The sequence below is a fragment of the Scytonema sp. NUACC21 genome, from assembly GCF_054684315.1.
This window is the reverse complement of sequence record NZ_BAAFZH010000099.1, coordinates 188987-204744: the sequence shown is the minus strand read 5'-3', so window position 1 is coordinate 204744 and position 15758 is coordinate 188987. Positions and strand designations below refer to the sequence as shown.

Genomic DNA, 15758 nt, shown 5'->3' with positions numbered 1-15758 from the left:
TCACGTTTCCCGTACTCTTTTAAAACAACTCGTTCACTTCTACTGTAGAGAACTGTATAAAAAAAACTTATGGAGCATAGTGTTTGGCGACGATTTCTAGCATTTGTTGCAGTATTGTTTGTAGCCGGAACGATTTGGATAACACAGTCTCCCAGCGCATTCGCTTATGACAATCCCGAGTTATTACCCGACACCCCAACTCCAGTTGTAGATTTAGCGAAATCTCTCAATGGCGTTCAAGAAGACAAGCTTGTTCAAGAACTTAACAAATTTGAAGCTGATACAGGGTGGAAACTGCGAGTCTTGACCCAATACGATCGCACTCCGGGTCGGGCTGTGATTAACTTTTGGGGTTTGGATGACAAAAGCGTTCTGCTTGTTGCGGATTCCCGTGGGGGGAACATCCTCAGCTTTAGTGTTGGTGACGCAGTTTATGAATTACTTCCCCGTACTTTTTGGATAGAACTACAGACCCGCTTTGGGAATTTGTACTTCGTGCGAGAACAGGGCGAAGATCAAGCCATCTTACAAGCTATGCAAACAGTTGAAACCTGTTTACTTCAAGGCGGTTGCGCTGTTGTTCCTGGATTACCGCACGAACAGTGGATTCTCACGTTAATTACCTCCGTTATTGGAGGAGTTGTCTGTGGATTTGCTGCTCAACCCCGACGTGAAGGACAGATTATAGCTTGGCAATGGGCTCTCATTTTTTCTCCTTTGTGGGGTATTTTATTTCTTGCCTTTGGTCTTGGACCAGTTGTCACCAGAACAACTGACTGGTTACCAGTCACTCGCAACATTGCTGGGTTTCTCATTGGTGCATTAGTGGCTTACCTGTCGCCCGTGTTCAGTCGGTCTTCTCCTTCCGAAACATAAGGTGAATTCCAAGCAGCGCCAATTGTTAATTGCTAAGTGCTTAGATACCATTAGCAATTGACAATTAACTAAGCTCAAAGCTATGGAATGGCACATAACTGACGCTCAAAGTTTGGCAATCATCGACCAGGAAATGGGCGAGCATATATTTTCACCCGCAGAGTATGAAATTGTTCGACGGGTAGTCTATGCTACAGCAGACTTTGAGTATAAATCCTTAATTCGCTTTTCGGAGCGTGCCTTGCAGGCGGCAGCAGCAGCGCTAGCGGCACGCACCACTATTGTGGTCGATGTACCGATGGTACAAGTAGGTGTCCTTCAGGACATTCAAAATACCTTTGTCAATCCCGTGTATTGCAGCATGGACACACCCAGCCGCCCTCAAAACGAGAAAACACGTGTAGCATGGGGAATGGAAACCCTCGCCAGACGATATCCAGAGGGAATTTTTGTGGTAGGTCAAGCTCAAACTGCCCTCATAACACTGATCGATCTTATTGAAGCTGAGGAAATTAGACCTGCGTTAATAGTTGCTACACCAGCAGGGTTTCTCAATGTGGATGCTGCAAAAGAACGTTTGCGAGACTCTCTAGTTCCTAACATTACAATTGACAGTCGCAAGGGTAATGCTGTTGTAGCCGCAGCTATTGTGGATGGACTAGTAGACTTGGCTTGGCAAGCCTATGGCAAGAATTAATAATTAGTAATTTGTAATTAAGCTAATAATTACGAATTACTAATTACGAATTACGTATCACTTCGACGGCGACGCGGTCTTTCCGAATACTTTTCGCGCAAGCGGCGACTAACCTCGGTAAAAAAATCCCGTCGTAAATAAGGATAATCGCTCACCCATACGTCACGACTGGGAATGTAAACATCGGAAATTTCCTCAATTTTGCTTAAATCCTGGCTGTTTGACATGACCAGCATTTCTGCTATCTGCCCCCGAGCTATGATTTTGTAAGAAACTCGCAATGGCGCTTTGTACTCAGCCGTAAATCCGGTTTCGTCACCAACTTCTAAGTTAATGCGTTTTTCTCGGTTTTCAATAATGACTAAATCGCCTTTGTTGTCTACAGTTTCCTGTTTGCCAATTAACTCTTCTGTAATCCAGAAATCTAGCACCCGTCCCCGGAAAAAGCCACCATATTTATAACGGCGGCATTTTGCATTTCGCATACTTGCCCAAAACACTGGTCCCCAAAGCCAATAGAGCGCACCAATGAGCCCCATGAGAAATAATATGGGAGTAAACTCAATAAGTCCAAAAATGCTTCTTATTAGTAAAACAACAGCAACCGACACTACAGAGATGAGCAGCCGTTGCAAAAAGTCTGGAAACTTCCCCCAGTAGTACTTGTACTGCGGACCTGTGGCAATGAGAGGGACAATTTGTTCAAATTTCTGGCGAGTCAGTGGTACGATCATGAGCGATTTTGGATGCGTGGATTTGAGATTTAAAGAATTTTTTCTAACCCATATACTAACGACTTTAACTGGAGGACTTTGCGAATTGCCAGTAGTACTCCCGGCATATAGCAAGCGCGATCGCTGGTATCATGCCTGAGAGTGTAAATTTGACCTGGTGCGCCAAAAATCACCTCCTGATGGGCAAATAGCTGAGATAACTGCGACTAAAGCGAGATAAGGTTGCATCAAGGGTACGGTAATATCCCAATGTTTGCGAATGCCATCTGAACCATCAATTGCTGCTGCTTCATAAATGTCACTGGGAATAGATTGTAACCCGGCTAGGTAAATGACCATGTAGTAACCCAATCCTTTCCAAATAGTAACAGCCATAACACTGTACAGTGCAAATTGGGGACTTGTTAGCCAAGGAATTCCTTCTGGAAAAATACCTTTAAGTAACTGATTGAGTAAGCCATTTTCTGCATACAACCACCTCCATGCAATCCCAGCAACTACCATTGAAATAACTACTGGTGTGTAGTACGCAGCCCTAAACCAGTTCATGCCACGCAATTTCTGATTGACTAAAATTGCCAGTACTAGGGGGGCTATGACTAAAATTGGCACAACACCCACAAGATACAGTAAAGTATTGCCCAAGGTTTTCCAAAAAACTGCATCTTTCCACAATCGACTAAAGTTGGCAAAACCAACCCATTGTGGCATTTGAGTTAAATCGTATTCGTAACGGGTAAAACTGAGGTAAAATGCTTGCAACGCAGGCCAAAAAACCGTTAACCCCAAGATAAGCATTGCTGGCAGCAAAAATAAATAAGGAGTCAGTCGTTGTGTAATGATAATCCAATCTTTGGATGTCAATCTATTCATAGGATGCTTTTTGTCAATCTTGAGAAGGCTGAATTCCTATCTTGGATAAGATGAATTTTTATATCGGATAAGTGCAATATGAGAAAGCAAATCCATATTACACGAGCATTTAAGTTTAATTCATGATTGCTAATTTACACGAGAAAGGTTGGGAAGTTATTTACCATCGCGCCCATGCGTTGCTTGCTGCTCAGATTGCAGGACACTGGCATCCAAACAAACGCCCAATACGCTGGCTGGAGACCATCGCTGCTATTTCCCATCACGATGATTTGGAGAAGGAATGGGAAGGTAATCACCTGACAGAGGCTGGTGCGCCCTTGGATTTTACTCTAGCCAAGAAAATTAATCTCAACAAATTGCGGCAACTTACCCACAATGCCCGATATCGAGGACGGTGGGTGGCAATGATGATTTCCATGCACATGAGTTTTCTGAATGAAGGAAAGCGTGGAGAATCTCCGGAATTGGATAGCTTTTTAGACGAGCAACTCCAGCATCAAGAGCAATGGCGGCAGGAGTTGAATATTACAAAAGACGAAGCCGCAGAAGCTTACGAGTTTTTTCAATGGTGCGATCGCCTTTCACTCATCCTCTGCAACCGTGCGTTACCCGCTGGTAAACGTGCTTTAGAAATTGCCACTCTTCCAGATGGCGATCGCTATGATGTGATAGAGCGTAGCGATGGTATTACAGTCACACCCTGGCCCTTTCTAGAGGACAAGTTTACTGTCAATGTAGAAGCTTGCTATTTAGAGCAATTGAAATTTGAGAGTAATGAAGAACTGACACAAGCCCTTCAAACTGCACCAATCAAAACTCTAGAGTGGACATTTGTTAAGTAGTTTCGAGCATTTAGCTATCTTGCTGCTCCTGTCACTCCCGACAATTATTTAAAGACGTAGGGTGGGCACTGCCCACCGACAGCCAGCGTGCTTAAAGACGTAGCTATAACCGCCAAGTCGCCAAGGACTCCAAGCAAAAGATAAGTAATTCTACTGTATTGGGAAGAGAATTGCTAAAATGCACCTTGCAACTGCGTTGTTAATATTTTACCTTGGAGACACTTCAAACGCGGTCTCTCTACAATTGGTAGTTATTAGGTAAGTTAACAACAATTAAGCTTGATTCAATGTCCGTCAAATTAATGATAACCTGATAAGAATTATCAAAATTAAAGTGTGTTGATTGTATCCTAACTTAAGTAGGGTGCTACGTGAGGAATCATGGTGCAACAATTGCCCCCATATACAGGTTTGTCAATTGCTGGAATGATAACATTACTAGCGATTCCACCTGTTTGGGCTGACATGAATCAAGTCACTGATGTCACTGTCAATCCTATTAAAGATGGCGTTGAAGTGATATTGCAAACAACAAACCCAAAGCTGTCACGAGTTGTGACTTCCACCTACGAGAAAACTTATATCGCTGAACTGACGAATACTCAACTGCATTTGCACTCAGGACAACCTTTTAATGTCAGCGATCCTGCTCATGGAATCGCCAGCATGAGCGTGACGTCCCTGAACGCAAATAGCGTGAGGACTGTTGTCACTGGCATTGATGCTCCTCCAACCGTTAAGATAAAACAAAGCGATGGAAATTTAGTATTGACAGTTGCCGTACCGCCGCAAACAATTCCTCCTCAAGGAATAAATTAATGAGCAACCGTGCTCACAGCAGAAGGTTGCAGGAGACTTAGCAAATGTCCATCAGGAGTACGCACCGCTACTACTTTCCCAAAAGAAGGTTCGCGGACGTTTCCTTCCAGTTTTGCTCCCAAGTTTTCCAAGCTACTGATGACTGTATAAATATCATCAACGTTAAAGCTCAAAATAGGTGAGAAACCGACTTGAGCATCTGATTCAGTCCCGTGAAAGGCAATCGTTGTACCGTTAGCATCCAATTCTCCCCAACCAGGGGAAGAAACTTTTACCGGAAGCCCCAACCCTTCGCTAAAAAATTTTACTGCTGCAGGGACATCTTGACCATAAACATGATGTATTTGAATTGTGCTGTCATTATCCTTACCTACCTTAAAGTAGCTTAGTCTTATTAAGAGTTACCATAATTTAAAAACTGCAAAATATGTTGAGCTATAATTTTTGGCTGTTCAACTTGAGGAGCATGACCGCAATTCTTTATCTTTATTAATCGAGAATTCTGAATATCCTTTTGAAACTTTTCTGCATCTTCTGGTGCTAGCATATCATCAGCTTCTCCCCATAAAATCAGCGTTGGTTTGTCAACTTGAGCAATTCTATCTGCCAAATAATCATATCCACCGGTTTTGGCATAGGAAATCATAGCATCATGCCATCCAGGCATTTCTTGATGTAGCATAGCACACTGAATAGCTACAAGCGTTTTATTGTCTAAATTAGCAAAAGTACTGCCTAAATTTAATGCCATGAGCTTGCGCTGACGCAGGTATTGTACAGCCAAAAAATCAAAAGGAGGAAATAGGTATTTGCTAAAAGCAGGACCAGAAGTATAACCGACGCTATTAATGAGGACTAACGATTTCACGACTTGAGGATAAGTTAGGGTAAAGTCAATTGCAGTGGCTCCTCCCATTGATGCACCCACCAAGATGACAGGTTGATGAATTAAGGTTTCCCAAAAATGGTAAAGGTGAGTTTTGATGGCACTGGGGCTATAATTTATCTCTTTTTGGTGTTGTGTAAAGCCAAACCCTAATAAATCTAATGCCCATGTTTCATTGTAAGTGGCAAGTAACGGTAAAAGAAAACGAAATTCTAAAATGGAACTGTCGAATCCATGCAACAGCAAAATTGGTGTTCCTTTGCTGCCTTGATGGAGATATGTTGTAAGAATTGCTTGTTGACTAAGGGGAGTTGCAATGGCGATTCTCTCTATACTTTGAAGACAAGCGATCGCTTTTAAATCTCTTATCTGCTCGACTTGAGATGGTAAAAAAGTGGGAAACATTTGAAGGATGAAGGATAAAGTATAAAGGATGAAAAAAGCATACTTTATCTTTCATATTTAACGCTTTTTTTAAATATATGTTACCATCTTGTCCTCATCTGTTGCTTGCCAGTCAACCTGCCCACAAGTCAGACCTAAACCCCAGTTTTCAACTGGATGTAAGGTGACAAATGTCAACGCAATACTACACTGCTAATTTCATTGCATTTTTACATATATCCCAACCCCACAGGCAAATGGGACAATCAAAGTGCCATTTCCGTGTAAAATCGAAGTGTTAAGTTTGGTATCGCAGTTTTAAGTTACTGAAACTGTAGAGCACAAACCAGTCATCTCCATAGCTACCGCAATAGCTCTAAACTGGAATACGGTAAAGAGAGGATTTTACACAATGGCATTTGAACTTCCCCCATTACCATACGACTACAATGCTCTAGAGCCATTCATCTCGGCTCAGACCTTACAGTTCCATCATGACAAGCACCATGCAGGTTACGTCACTAACCTCAACAACCTTGTTAAGGGCACAGACCTTGAAAACAAGACACTGGAAGAAGTCATACTGGCTAGTGCTAATGACCCATCTAAAGTTGGTATCTTCAACAATGCCGCTCAAGTATGGAACCATACCTTCTACTGGAATGGCTTGAAGAAAGATGGCGGTAGCCCTACTGGGGAGTTAGCCGAAAAAATCAATGCCACCTTTGGTAGCTTAGATGAATTTAAAAATCAGTTTAAGCAAGCTGGAGGTACTCAGTTCGGCAGTGGTTATGCTTGGCTGGTCTTGGATAAAGGTGAACTGAAGGTTGTGAAAACACCTAATGCTGCCAATCCAATAACTGAAGGTCAAACTCCTTTGTTAACAGCTGATGTCTGGGAACACGCTTATTATTTGGACTATCAAAACCGTCGTCCAGATTACCTGCAAACTTTCCTAGACAGTTTGATTAACTGGGATTTTGTTGCTGAACAGTACACACAGGCAGCTAAGTAATAAGTTACGGATTGTTACTGAACCAACTGGTACAGGTGCCGTTGCAAGTACTGTCTAGTTTGCGCTATCAGTAATTAACCCGCAACAGAACAGCCACGCTCCTTGTTGTGGCTGTTTTTAGTCGTTCAACGTATCAACTATAGAACTTGTAAAACTCCGTGCTAAGTTTAAAATAAAGAGCAGGTGTATGGACAGTACGCAATTAGCAAAATACTTGGAATCTACTGATGGTATAACCAAGCCTTGGCTGTTAGTGCAGTTACGGCTGAAGAAACTCCAAGAGCGCCGAGCTACAATGACAGAAATTGAATATGTTCGTGAATTAGAAGATATCCGCCAAGACTTGATGAATTTGGGTGAATGGTGGCTTGGTATTGAAGATAAGGTATTTTAGATTAATGTGTCAAAAGCCCAAAATCATTTCTATTGAGAGTTGGCTATTGACTGTTGACTATTGACTTTAACGGTGTTCTGACTGATGGACTATAAAGAGGCAGGAGTTGATGTTGAGGCTGGTCGAGAGTTTGTCAACCAAATTCGTAATTTAGTTCACAGCACCTTTAGACCAGAAGTCATTGGCGGATTGGGAGGCTTTGGTGGTTGCTTTCAACTTCCAAGTGGTTACAAAGAACCTGTTTTGATTTCTGGGACTGATGGTGTTGGTACAAAGCTAAAAGTTGCTCAAGTTCTCAACCGTCACGACACCGTGGGTATTGATTTGGTTGCGATGTGTGTCAATGACGTGCTGACATCTGGTGCAGAACCACTGTTTTTTTTAGATTACTTAGCAACGGGTCATCTGGAAAAAGAACAGTTGACTGAGGTGGTTGCAGGTATTGCTTCTGGATGCAAGCTGGCTGGTTGCGCCCTATTGGGGGGAGAAACAGCAGAAATGCCGGGTTTTTATCAGCCAGGTGAGTATGATGTCGCCGGCTTCTGTGTGGGAATTGTCGAGAAAAGCCAGATGCTTGATGGCTCTCAGGTGCAAGTGGGGGACGTGGCGATCGCTCTTGAAAGCAGTGGTGTCCATAGTAATGGCTTCAGCTTAGTCAGAAAAATTATGAATGACTTGGGGTTCTCTTGGAGCGATCGCCCAGAAACCCTAGGAGGTCAAACACTAGGAGAAATTTTCCTGAAACCAACATTTATTTACGTTAAATCAGTACTTGCAGCCCGTCAAGCAGGGTTAGATATTCACGGGATGGCACACATTACAGGTGGAGGATTGCCAGAAAACTTACCTCGCTGTTTGGGTAAAGGTCAAGCTATTAAGATAGATCCTAATAGTTGGTCTATTCCACCTGTATTTCAGTGGTTGGCAGAAGTTGGCTCTGTCAGTTCTCAAGCAATGTATAATACTTTCAATATGGGGATCGGTTTTGTACTGCTGGTTCCTCCCCATCAAGTACAACAAGCAATAACGCACTTTGCCTCACATAATATTACAGCTCGTGCAGTAGGTCAGGCGATCCCTGGAACTGGTGAACTATTGGGATTGCCAATGTAAATGTTAATATTTATACACGCTATAAAAAGTTTGTAATGGCTTTTTATAGTGATTTTTTATGAAATCTTTAATAATTTTTTTATATTGATTATAGTTGCAAAGTGTGGATTTGACGGATAGATTTTGCAATATTTCTTACTTTTACTTATAAAATCAATCGAAAACACGCATGACTGCAAGCCTTTAAATTTGCTAACGTAGTCTTAACAAATTGAAAAATTTTGCCAAAGATGTGTAGAAATTAACTGCTAACACACATATGCAGCTGTGGTAAGTATTTAGGCTGATAACGACGCCTATTTCAGTGTGAAAAATAACGTTTCTGAAAAAGAAAAGAGGTGTTTATGACTGTCAAGGTTGCCGAGGCTTTTGCCTCCAGCGAACAATTAAAGAGCATATTCCAGAACATTGATGCACAAAGTTGCCCAAGGAATTTCAACTTTCACATGCACACAGTTCATTCAGATGGCAAGTTGCAGCCAAGTGCATTGATGGAGCAAGCTATTGCTATCGGCTTAAAAGGGCTTGCCATTACGGACCATCATACTGTGTCTGGTTATCAAGCAGCCCAAGACTGGTTGGAACAGTGGCGATGGAATAACCCAGGCACAAAAGTTCCCCAGTTATGGAGTGGTGTAGAAATTAATGCAAATCTTTTAAACATTGAAGTTCATATTTTAGGTTATGCTTTTGATACAGAACATTTTAGTATAAAAAGTTACATCCAAAGAAGAATAACTACGGGTGAAGATTATCAAGCAGCTAACGTAATCTCTGCTATTCATAAAGCAGGGGGACTAGCGGTATTGGCTCACCCAGCACGTTATCGGCAATCGCATTTTGACTTGATTCCTGCTGCTGCTGCCCTTGGTATTGATGGCGTTGAAACGTTTTACGCTTACAACAACCCTAACCCCTGGAAACCAAGCATGACAGAAACTGCTCAGGTACAAAAGTTGGCAAGTGAATACGGTCTTTTTAGCAGTTGCGGAACCGACACTCACGGTTTAAGTCTGCTCCACCGCTTGTAACTATGATATTTACTGTTTTTCAGAGAAACTCCTGGTTAAATCAGCCAGGGGACTCATGATTCTTTGGGTGGTTAGCGGTCAATAGTTAGTAGTTAGTAGGAAAGACAATATATATAATTATTAATTCACATCATACCTATTTGATTTGTGAAACTTGCCAGACCTCACAAACCCGGTTTCCCAAAAGTGACCGGGTTTCTCAATTTTATAAATGATGAGCCTATTGCTATATGATGCCCATCATCAAGTATTTTTATAAATATAACAATGAGAATTTTATGGTATTAGGTTTATTCACAAGGCTATTGTGGTGTTACTTATTACTGCTCGCGATAACCCTGAGTACATTTGGATTGTTTGCACCAGATGCAGCTGCTTTGCTTCGCCAGCATCATGATGCACCGGGTGTTTTACGCTATCATTCGCAGATCTCTGTTAAAGATGGATTGGGATATGCTTGGCAAGTTGTTCTGTTTAAAGTTATCAAACCAGGTAACTCAACGGACATACATTTAAGGTTAGTAGGTTTTCCAGGCGTCGCTCAACTTTCTCACCCACGTTCACTAGAGATATTAACGGCACAAGGTCAGGTACTAAGCGCATCTGATATCTATACAGAATCATCACCAGCACCAAATGTGGGAGAATATAATTTTACAAATGTGCTACCTAACTTAAAGACTATTGACTCTTTAAAGCTTTATTTGTCTCTAGAAAAAGAGCAAAAATTAGCATTAGAAATTCCGAAAGAGATTGTTACTGAATGGCAATGGTTGATTAATGATTTTAATTGATACTCACTCGAACATTGTAGCATTTTACTTATAAGCTAGACAAATTATCCCTCATGCAATTGTTAGAGACTCTTAAGCAGTTAGTCATTACTCCTTTGTTTAAGGCTGGTGATGAAGGCATATCAATACTTTGGCTCTTAAAGCTGATTCTAGGATTACTGATTGTTATTGCCATTACAAACCTGCTTAAACGCTTACTTAGCGATCGCTTGTTAACGCCGTTGAAACTGACACAAGGGAATCGAGAAGCGGTATCCACTTTAATTAGTTACAGCGTTGGAGCTTTAGGTTTTTTGGTCGTGCTGTCTATCAATGGGCTCGATGTGGCTTCTCTAGCTGTAGTACTAGGAGGGTTAGGGGTAGGGATTGGCTTTGGACTTCAGGATTTAACCAAAAATTTGGTAAGCGGATTGACATTACTACTTGAGGGTAAGCTGCAGGTAGGAGATTATATTGAATTTAATGGGTTGTCAGGATATATCAAGGAAATTGCAATACGCTCCACAATTATCCGCACCTTTGATGGTGGGGATATTGTAGTTCCTAATAGCAACTTAGTTGGAAATCAAGTACTCAATTGGAGCTATAAAAACTTTACAGGTAAAATTCGTATAGAAGTTCGTGTTGCCTACGATAGCGATCCTATTTTAGTCACTGAAACGCTGTTGAATTCAGCTTACATGGAGCCTTCTGTTTTATACGATCCTCCACCTAAAGTCATTTTCAAGGGGTTTGGAGACAGTTCGTTAAACTTTGAATTATGGGTATGGCTTAGTAGAATTGATGAAGGAATTTCAGTGAAAAGCTCGTTAAACTATATTATTGAACATAACTTTCGTCAAATAGGTATTAAAATTCCATTTCCTCAACGAGAGTTGTGGCTGCGAAATCTGGAGCTATTATCTTCAAAAACTAATTCAGAAATTCACAATGGTTTAAAAGTTGATTTATCTCTAACTGCTCAGCTATCTCAGGTAGTTTCAATTCGGCAATTGCTCAAGCAAGTTCCTTATTTTCAGGAAACCTCAGATCTCCATCTTAGGGGAATTATTGAAGCGGGGTATCGTAAGAAGTTATCTGCCTCAGAAACATTGTTTCATGAAGGTGATATGGCTGCGGCTGTGTATATTGTCCTTTCAGGTGCTATTGAAGTTTTCTCTGTTCGCCTGGGTAAACGTATTAAAACCTATTCTCCTGGAGAATTCTTTGGTGAAACTCCGATTATGTTGGGAGTTCCTTATATTGCAACAGCTCGTGCGATCGAGGAAACTAATATATTTGTGATTTCTAAAAGTAATTTTGAAAAACTTTTACACACTTGTCCGGCATTAGCAGAAACATTTGCTCAAGAATTGTCTAAGGAAAAAGAAGAATTTTCTGGAGTGCGCCAACAATTACAAGATTTAGGAATATTGAATATGATTGAACACGAGCGCAACTTTATGGCTTGGGTAAAAACGAGATTGAAACAGCTTTTCAATATTTCATAAGTTTTCTCATAGACCAACAAATGTCAAATTTTACGGCGAAAGGTATAAAGTAAATATTAAATCGGCAAATATATTATGTAAGTTGGGTAAGACGAAGCAACATCTAATAATTGGATTAAATTTTGGGTTTCGTTCCTCAACCCAACCTACACTATTGAAACGAGCAGGTCGTTTTCTTATTTCTGCATAGGTTGCTAAGCAGCCCGGTCAATAAACGGATAATCGGTGTAGCCTATTTCAGGTTGTTTACTGCCTTGACCGTAAAATGTTTTGGGATTGGGCGAGTTGAGTGGAGCATTTAACTCAAACCGTTTGGGCAAGTCTGGATTTGCTAAGAATAGTTTGCCAAAAGAGACAAGATCTGCATTGCCTGCTGCTAAAATCGCATTTCCCGATTCTTTGGTAAAACCACCATTAACAATCAATGTACCTTTATAGATTGGGCGGAAAATTGGAGCAACAGGATGCAAAACTTCACGGGTTGCTAAATCTTTTTCATCAGGTTCCATGAGATGGATATATGCCAAACCAAAACGGTTAAGTGCATCAATGGTGTAACTAAATGTAGCTTTTGGGTCCGAGTCTCCCATGCTGTAATAGGTGCTGCTAGGTGAAAGCTTAATTCCCACTCGGTTTCCACCCCAGACACTCGCAACAGCCTCAACAACTTCTAGAAGAAATCTGGCACGATTTTCAATTGAACCACCATATTCATCGGTGCGATGATTGGAAACATCTTGAAGAAACTGGTCAATGAGATAGCCAAAAGCGCCATGTAACTCTATACCATCAAATCCGGCAGCAAGAGCATTGTTTGCTGCTTTGCGAAAATCCTCAATAATTCCTTTAATTTCATGGATTTCTAAAGCACGAGGCGCAACCATTGGCTGTTTACCATTGGGAGTATGCAGTTGACCTTCAGCTGGTATTGTACTAGGAGCAACAGGTGATTCTCCATTAGTTTGCAGTGAGGGATGGGAAATACGCCCACAGTGCCAAAGTTGTAAGAATATTCGTCCTCCTTGCTCGTGTACGGCATTTGTTACCAATCGCCATCCTTCTACCTGTTCTGGGGAATAAATACCCGGACAGTTCATATACCCTTGGCTCTGGGACGAAATCATGGTACACTCTGTGACAATTAATCCTGCAGATGCTCGCTGAAAATAATAAGTTGCATTCGCTGGAATTGGTATCCCCCCATCTCCAGCACGCAAGCGAGTCATGGGTGCCATCACAATTCGATTAGGGAGTGTTAACGATCCTAGTTGAACGGGTGAAAAGAGATTGGTCTGAGAACTCACAAAAAAATCTCCTTATGCTTGTATCCTGAATGCTTTCCAAACTATTAGTGATACCGTGCAATGTGTCTTTGACACGATAGACACAGGCAGTTATGATGTTTCCAAGTAACATTATTATCATGTTCAACCAGGGTTTTATACCAATTTACACCGCAGTAAATATAAATAATATTTTGGCGAGCACTCATATTTATCTGAATTTACAAAAAAGAGGACTGCGATCGCACTTACCAGATCGGGTTTGATGCTGAGTGTATAGGCACAAGTTTGGAGGTACAAAAAGCCTGCTTTAAAAGTTTACTAAATAACTATCTAGTAATTTAGAGTATATACTTTTACATAAGCATTTACGAGAAATACTCCTCGTGCTTGTATCAAACAAGTCTTTAGAAAGAGGTTATCCTTTTATGGATTTAGAAATATATTAAGGTTGAAACAAGACTTAACGATAGGGAGTTGGCGCTTTTAAAGGAGTTTGCAGAAAACTTGGATATACCGATGTCTGAAGTGTTAAGAACTCTCGTTCAAAGTTTAGCGATTCGTCGCCCACCCCACTCCCTCAATGAATGACACTCGTTATTGGTCGGGGGTGGAACTCCTCACTGCTCGGTCATTCATCCCAAGCTCCCCTCTGGGTGAGACGTGGGGCTTCTGCCCGAACTAGCTAAATCCATTCATAAAATTGAGTCAATGGAAATTTAAGAACTCAAGTTTTGCAATAACATTTAAAACTTATTGAAATTGATAATTTGTAATTTATATTTACTAAATTAATTACGAATTACTAAAGAAGCAGGTTGGTGTAAATCAACATAGATAGGAAAATAAATTTTAATATCCTGCTACTAACCACTAACAGCCCTTTTGCAAAATTGGATTTTTTACATCGATTTACTTACCAATAAAGAATTATTTATGACTCACTTTGGTGTTATTTGCCCGCCTTTTTCCGGTCACCTGAATCCTTTGGCTGCTTTAGGAAGAGAACTGCGATCGCGGGGACACCGCGTCACGTTTCTACAAATCCCTGATATAGAGTCAAAGGTACTATCGGAGGGGCTAAACTTTCATCCAATTGGACAATTTACTTATCGATTGGGAGAACTTGATGAAACTTTAGCGCAATTAGGTAAATTAAGCGGTATAGAAGCATTACGTTATTCAGTAAGATTTTGTCAACGTACTGCCGATATCATTTGCCAAGATGCACCTACCGCTATTAAAGCCGATGGAATTGACGTATTGTTGGTGGATCAGCTAGAACCTGCTGGTGAAGCAGTCGCCGAATTCCTTAGTATCCCTTTTATCTCTGTATGCTGCGCTCAAGCTATTCACCGCAGCCCCGATGTTCCGCCTTTCTTCACACCCTGGACTTACCAGAATACTTGGTGGGCACGTCTTCGGAATCAGGCTACTTACTATATCTTAGACCGTAGTTGCCAACCAATTCTGCAAGTTCTGAATGATTACCGTCGAAGTTGGAAATTGCCAGTTAATCCCAAATTATATGCTTCCCGATCTCAACTTGCTCAAATTAGCCAACAACCAGCTGCTTTTGATTTCCCTTGCGTCAATTTGCCAAAACACTTCCATTACGCGGGCCCTTTTCGCAACACATCACCCCACAAAGGTTTCTTTCCCTTTGAACGATTAACCGGGCAACCTCTCATCTACGCTTCCCTTGGAAGTATGCAAAATACCAAGCAAGACATCTTTGAGTGCATCGCTGCTGCTTGTGAAGGGTTGGATGTGCAGTTAGCGATCGCACTTGGAACTAAAGTAGATGCAGAAACAGTTAAAAAACTAGCTGGTTCTCCATTAGTGGTAGAGTACGCTCCTCAGCTTGAAGTCCTTGCCAAAGCCAAATTAACTATTACTCACGGGGGTCTTAATACTTTACTTGACTCCTTGACCCATGGAGTTCCCTTGATAGCTATCCCAATCACCTATGAGCAACCGGGAAATGCAGCACGAATCAAATGGACAGGTACTGGAGAAATTGTTCCGTTATCTAGCTTGAGTGTCTCAACGCTGCGAGGAGCTATTCAACGGGTGCTTGCAGAAGATGTCTACGTTGATAACGCATTGAGAGTCAAGCAATCGATCCTTGAAGCAGGCGGAGTCAAACGAGCAGCAGACATTGTTGAGCGATCTGTATTAAAGCCAACTACCCAAATTTCCCAGGTTTTACAAACAGCTCTTTGATTCTGTACCAAAATGTGTTATGAATTACATTTATACGTAACAATTGCTTCCATCTTTTGGTAGAAGTGGATTTTAAGCGAGAGCAGTTATTGTCTTTAAGGGTGTTAAGCTGGTCTCAGAGGATTCCTATGCTTCCAAACAGCCCCCAAAATACCTTGCTTGGAATCCTCTCGGGATTTCTTATTTGGATTTTCAAAAAAATTGTCCTTTGTCATTGGTCATCGATCGGGCTTCAGACCATTTTTATTTATTATTTTTAGGGGAAAAAGTTATTGAAGGTGGGCATTGCCCACCTTAC

Annotated in this window: 16 protein-coding genes and 1 pseudogene; 11 read left to right on the top strand and 6 right to left on the bottom strand. The window is 41.3% G+C overall.

Annotated elements, in window-relative coordinates; genetic code table 11:
• Window positions 1-69 precede the first annotated feature (69 nt).
• Complete coding sequence (locus ACYRY3_RS31500; protein ID WP_460205596.1) at window positions 70-876, top strand: TPM domain-containing protein; 807 nt, start codon at window positions 70-72, stop codon at window positions 874-876.
• Between the two features lie 82 nt (window positions 877-958).
• Window positions 959-1573 (top strand): precorrin-8X methylmutase, encoded by a 615-nt coding sequence (locus ACYRY3_RS31495; RefSeq protein ID WP_460205595.1) that lies wholly within the window; start codon window positions 959-961, stop codon window positions 1571-1573.
• Window positions 1574-1623: 50 nt separating this feature from the next.
• On the opposite strand, the gene ACYRY3_RS31490 is transcribed toward ACYRY3_RS31495, so the two are convergent.
• From ACYRY3_RS31490 to ACYRY3_RS31480, 3 genes and pseudogenes are all read right to left on the bottom strand, one after another.
• Window positions 1624-2307 carry a phosphate ABC transporter permease gene (locus ACYRY3_RS31490; RefSeq protein ID WP_460205594.1) on the bottom strand — a complete coding sequence of 228 codons (684 nt, stop codon included), beginning with the start codon at window positions 2305-2307 and terminating at the stop codon, window positions 1624-1626.
• 29 nt (window positions 2308-2336) lie between these two features.
• Window positions 2337-2510: pseudogene (locus ACYRY3_RS31485) on the bottom strand (dihydrodipicolinate reductase C-terminal domain-containing protein); the annotation flags it as partial.
• Window positions 2437-3180 (bottom strand): carbohydrate ABC transporter permease, encoded by a 744-nt coding sequence (locus tag ACYRY3_RS31480; protein WP_460205593.1) that lies wholly within the window; start codon window positions 3178-3180, stop codon window positions 2437-2439. The gene ACYRY3_RS31480 and the pseudogene ACYRY3_RS31485, both read right to left, overlap by 74 nt.
• A 122-nt stretch (window positions 3181-3302) precedes the next feature.
• Here ACYRY3_RS31480 and ACYRY3_RS31475 point away from each other — a divergent pair, with 122 nt between their 5' ends.
• Both ACYRY3_RS31475 and ACYRY3_RS31470 read left to right on the top strand, forming a co-directional pair.
• A complete protein-coding gene (locus ACYRY3_RS31475; protein WP_460205592.1) occupies window positions 3303-4025 on the top strand; it encodes a DUF3891 family protein in 723 nt (240 codons plus the stop codon).
• Between the two features lie 381 nt (window positions 4026-4406).
• On the top strand, window positions 4407-4844 hold the full coding sequence (locus ACYRY3_RS31470) for an AMIN domain-containing protein (RefSeq protein WP_460205591.1): 438 nt from the start codon (window positions 4407-4409) through the stop codon (window positions 4842-4844).
• Here the strand turns inward: ACYRY3_RS31470 and ACYRY3_RS31465 are convergent.
• Both ACYRY3_RS31465 and ACYRY3_RS31460 read right to left on the bottom strand, forming a co-directional pair.
• Window positions 4841-5131, bottom strand: coding sequence for a VOC family protein (locus ACYRY3_RS31465; protein WP_460205590.1), 291 nt, complete (start codon window positions 5129-5131; stop codon window positions 4841-4843). The genes ACYRY3_RS31470 and ACYRY3_RS31465 overlap by 4 nt on opposite strands.
• A gap of 107 nt (window positions 5132-5238) precedes the next feature.
• Window positions 5239-6135: an alpha/beta fold hydrolase gene (locus tag ACYRY3_RS31460; protein WP_460205589.1), complete on the bottom strand. Its 897-nt coding sequence runs from the start codon at window positions 6133-6135 to the stop codon at window positions 5239-5241.
• Window positions 6136-6526: 391 nt separating this feature from the next.
• Between ACYRY3_RS31460 and ACYRY3_RS31455 the strand changes: the two genes are divergently transcribed.
• The 6 genes from ACYRY3_RS31455 to ACYRY3_RS31430 all read left to right on the top strand — a co-directional run bounded on the left by ACYRY3_RS31455 (window position 6527) and on the right by ACYRY3_RS31430 (window position 11951).
• Window positions 6527-7129 (top strand): superoxide dismutase, encoded by a 603-nt coding sequence (locus tag ACYRY3_RS31455; RefSeq protein ID WP_460205588.1) that lies wholly within the window; start codon window positions 6527-6529, stop codon window positions 7127-7129.
• Between the two features lie 187 nt (window positions 7130-7316).
• Window positions 7317-7523: a hypothetical protein gene (locus tag ACYRY3_RS31450; RefSeq protein WP_460205587.1), complete on the top strand. Its 207-nt coding sequence runs from the start codon at window positions 7317-7319 to the stop codon at window positions 7521-7523.
• An 84-nt stretch (window positions 7524-7607) separates the two neighbouring features.
• Window positions 7608-8636, top strand: coding sequence for a phosphoribosylformylglycinamidine cyclo-ligase (gene purM, locus ACYRY3_RS31445; RefSeq protein ID WP_460205586.1), 1029 nt, complete (start codon window positions 7608-7610; stop codon window positions 8634-8636).
• 344 nt (window positions 8637-8980) lie between these two features.
• Window positions 8981-9667 (top strand): PHP domain-containing protein, encoded by a 687-nt coding sequence (locus ACYRY3_RS31440; RefSeq protein WP_460205585.1) that lies wholly within the window; start codon window positions 8981-8983, stop codon window positions 9665-9667.
• A gap of 278 nt (window positions 9668-9945) precedes the next feature.
• Entirely contained in the window at window positions 9946-10461 is a 516-nt protein-coding gene (locus ACYRY3_RS31435) for a DUF3122 domain-containing protein (RefSeq protein WP_460205584.1), read from the top strand.
• A gap of 53 nt (window positions 10462-10514) precedes the next feature.
• Entirely contained in the window at window positions 10515-11951 is a 1437-nt protein-coding gene (locus tag ACYRY3_RS31430; protein ID WP_460205583.1) for a mechanosensitive ion channel domain-containing protein, read from the top strand.
• A gap of 194 nt (window positions 11952-12145) precedes the next feature.
• Here the strand turns inward: ACYRY3_RS31430 and ACYRY3_RS31425 are convergent, their stop codons facing one another.
• Window positions 12146-13255 (bottom strand): alkene reductase, encoded by a 1110-nt coding sequence (locus ACYRY3_RS31425; protein ID WP_460205582.1) that lies wholly within the window; start codon window positions 13253-13255, stop codon window positions 12146-12148.
• A gap of 915 nt (window positions 13256-14170) precedes the next feature.
• On the opposite strand from ACYRY3_RS31425, the gene ACYRY3_RS31420 reads away from it, so the two are divergent.
• The gene (locus ACYRY3_RS31420; RefSeq protein WP_460205581.1) at window positions 14171-15460 is read left to right on the top strand and encodes a glycosyltransferase; all 1290 of its coding nucleotides are present in this window, start codon (window positions 14171-14173) and stop codon (window positions 15458-15460) included.
• The last annotated feature ends 298 nt before the right edge of the window (window positions 15461-15758 follow it).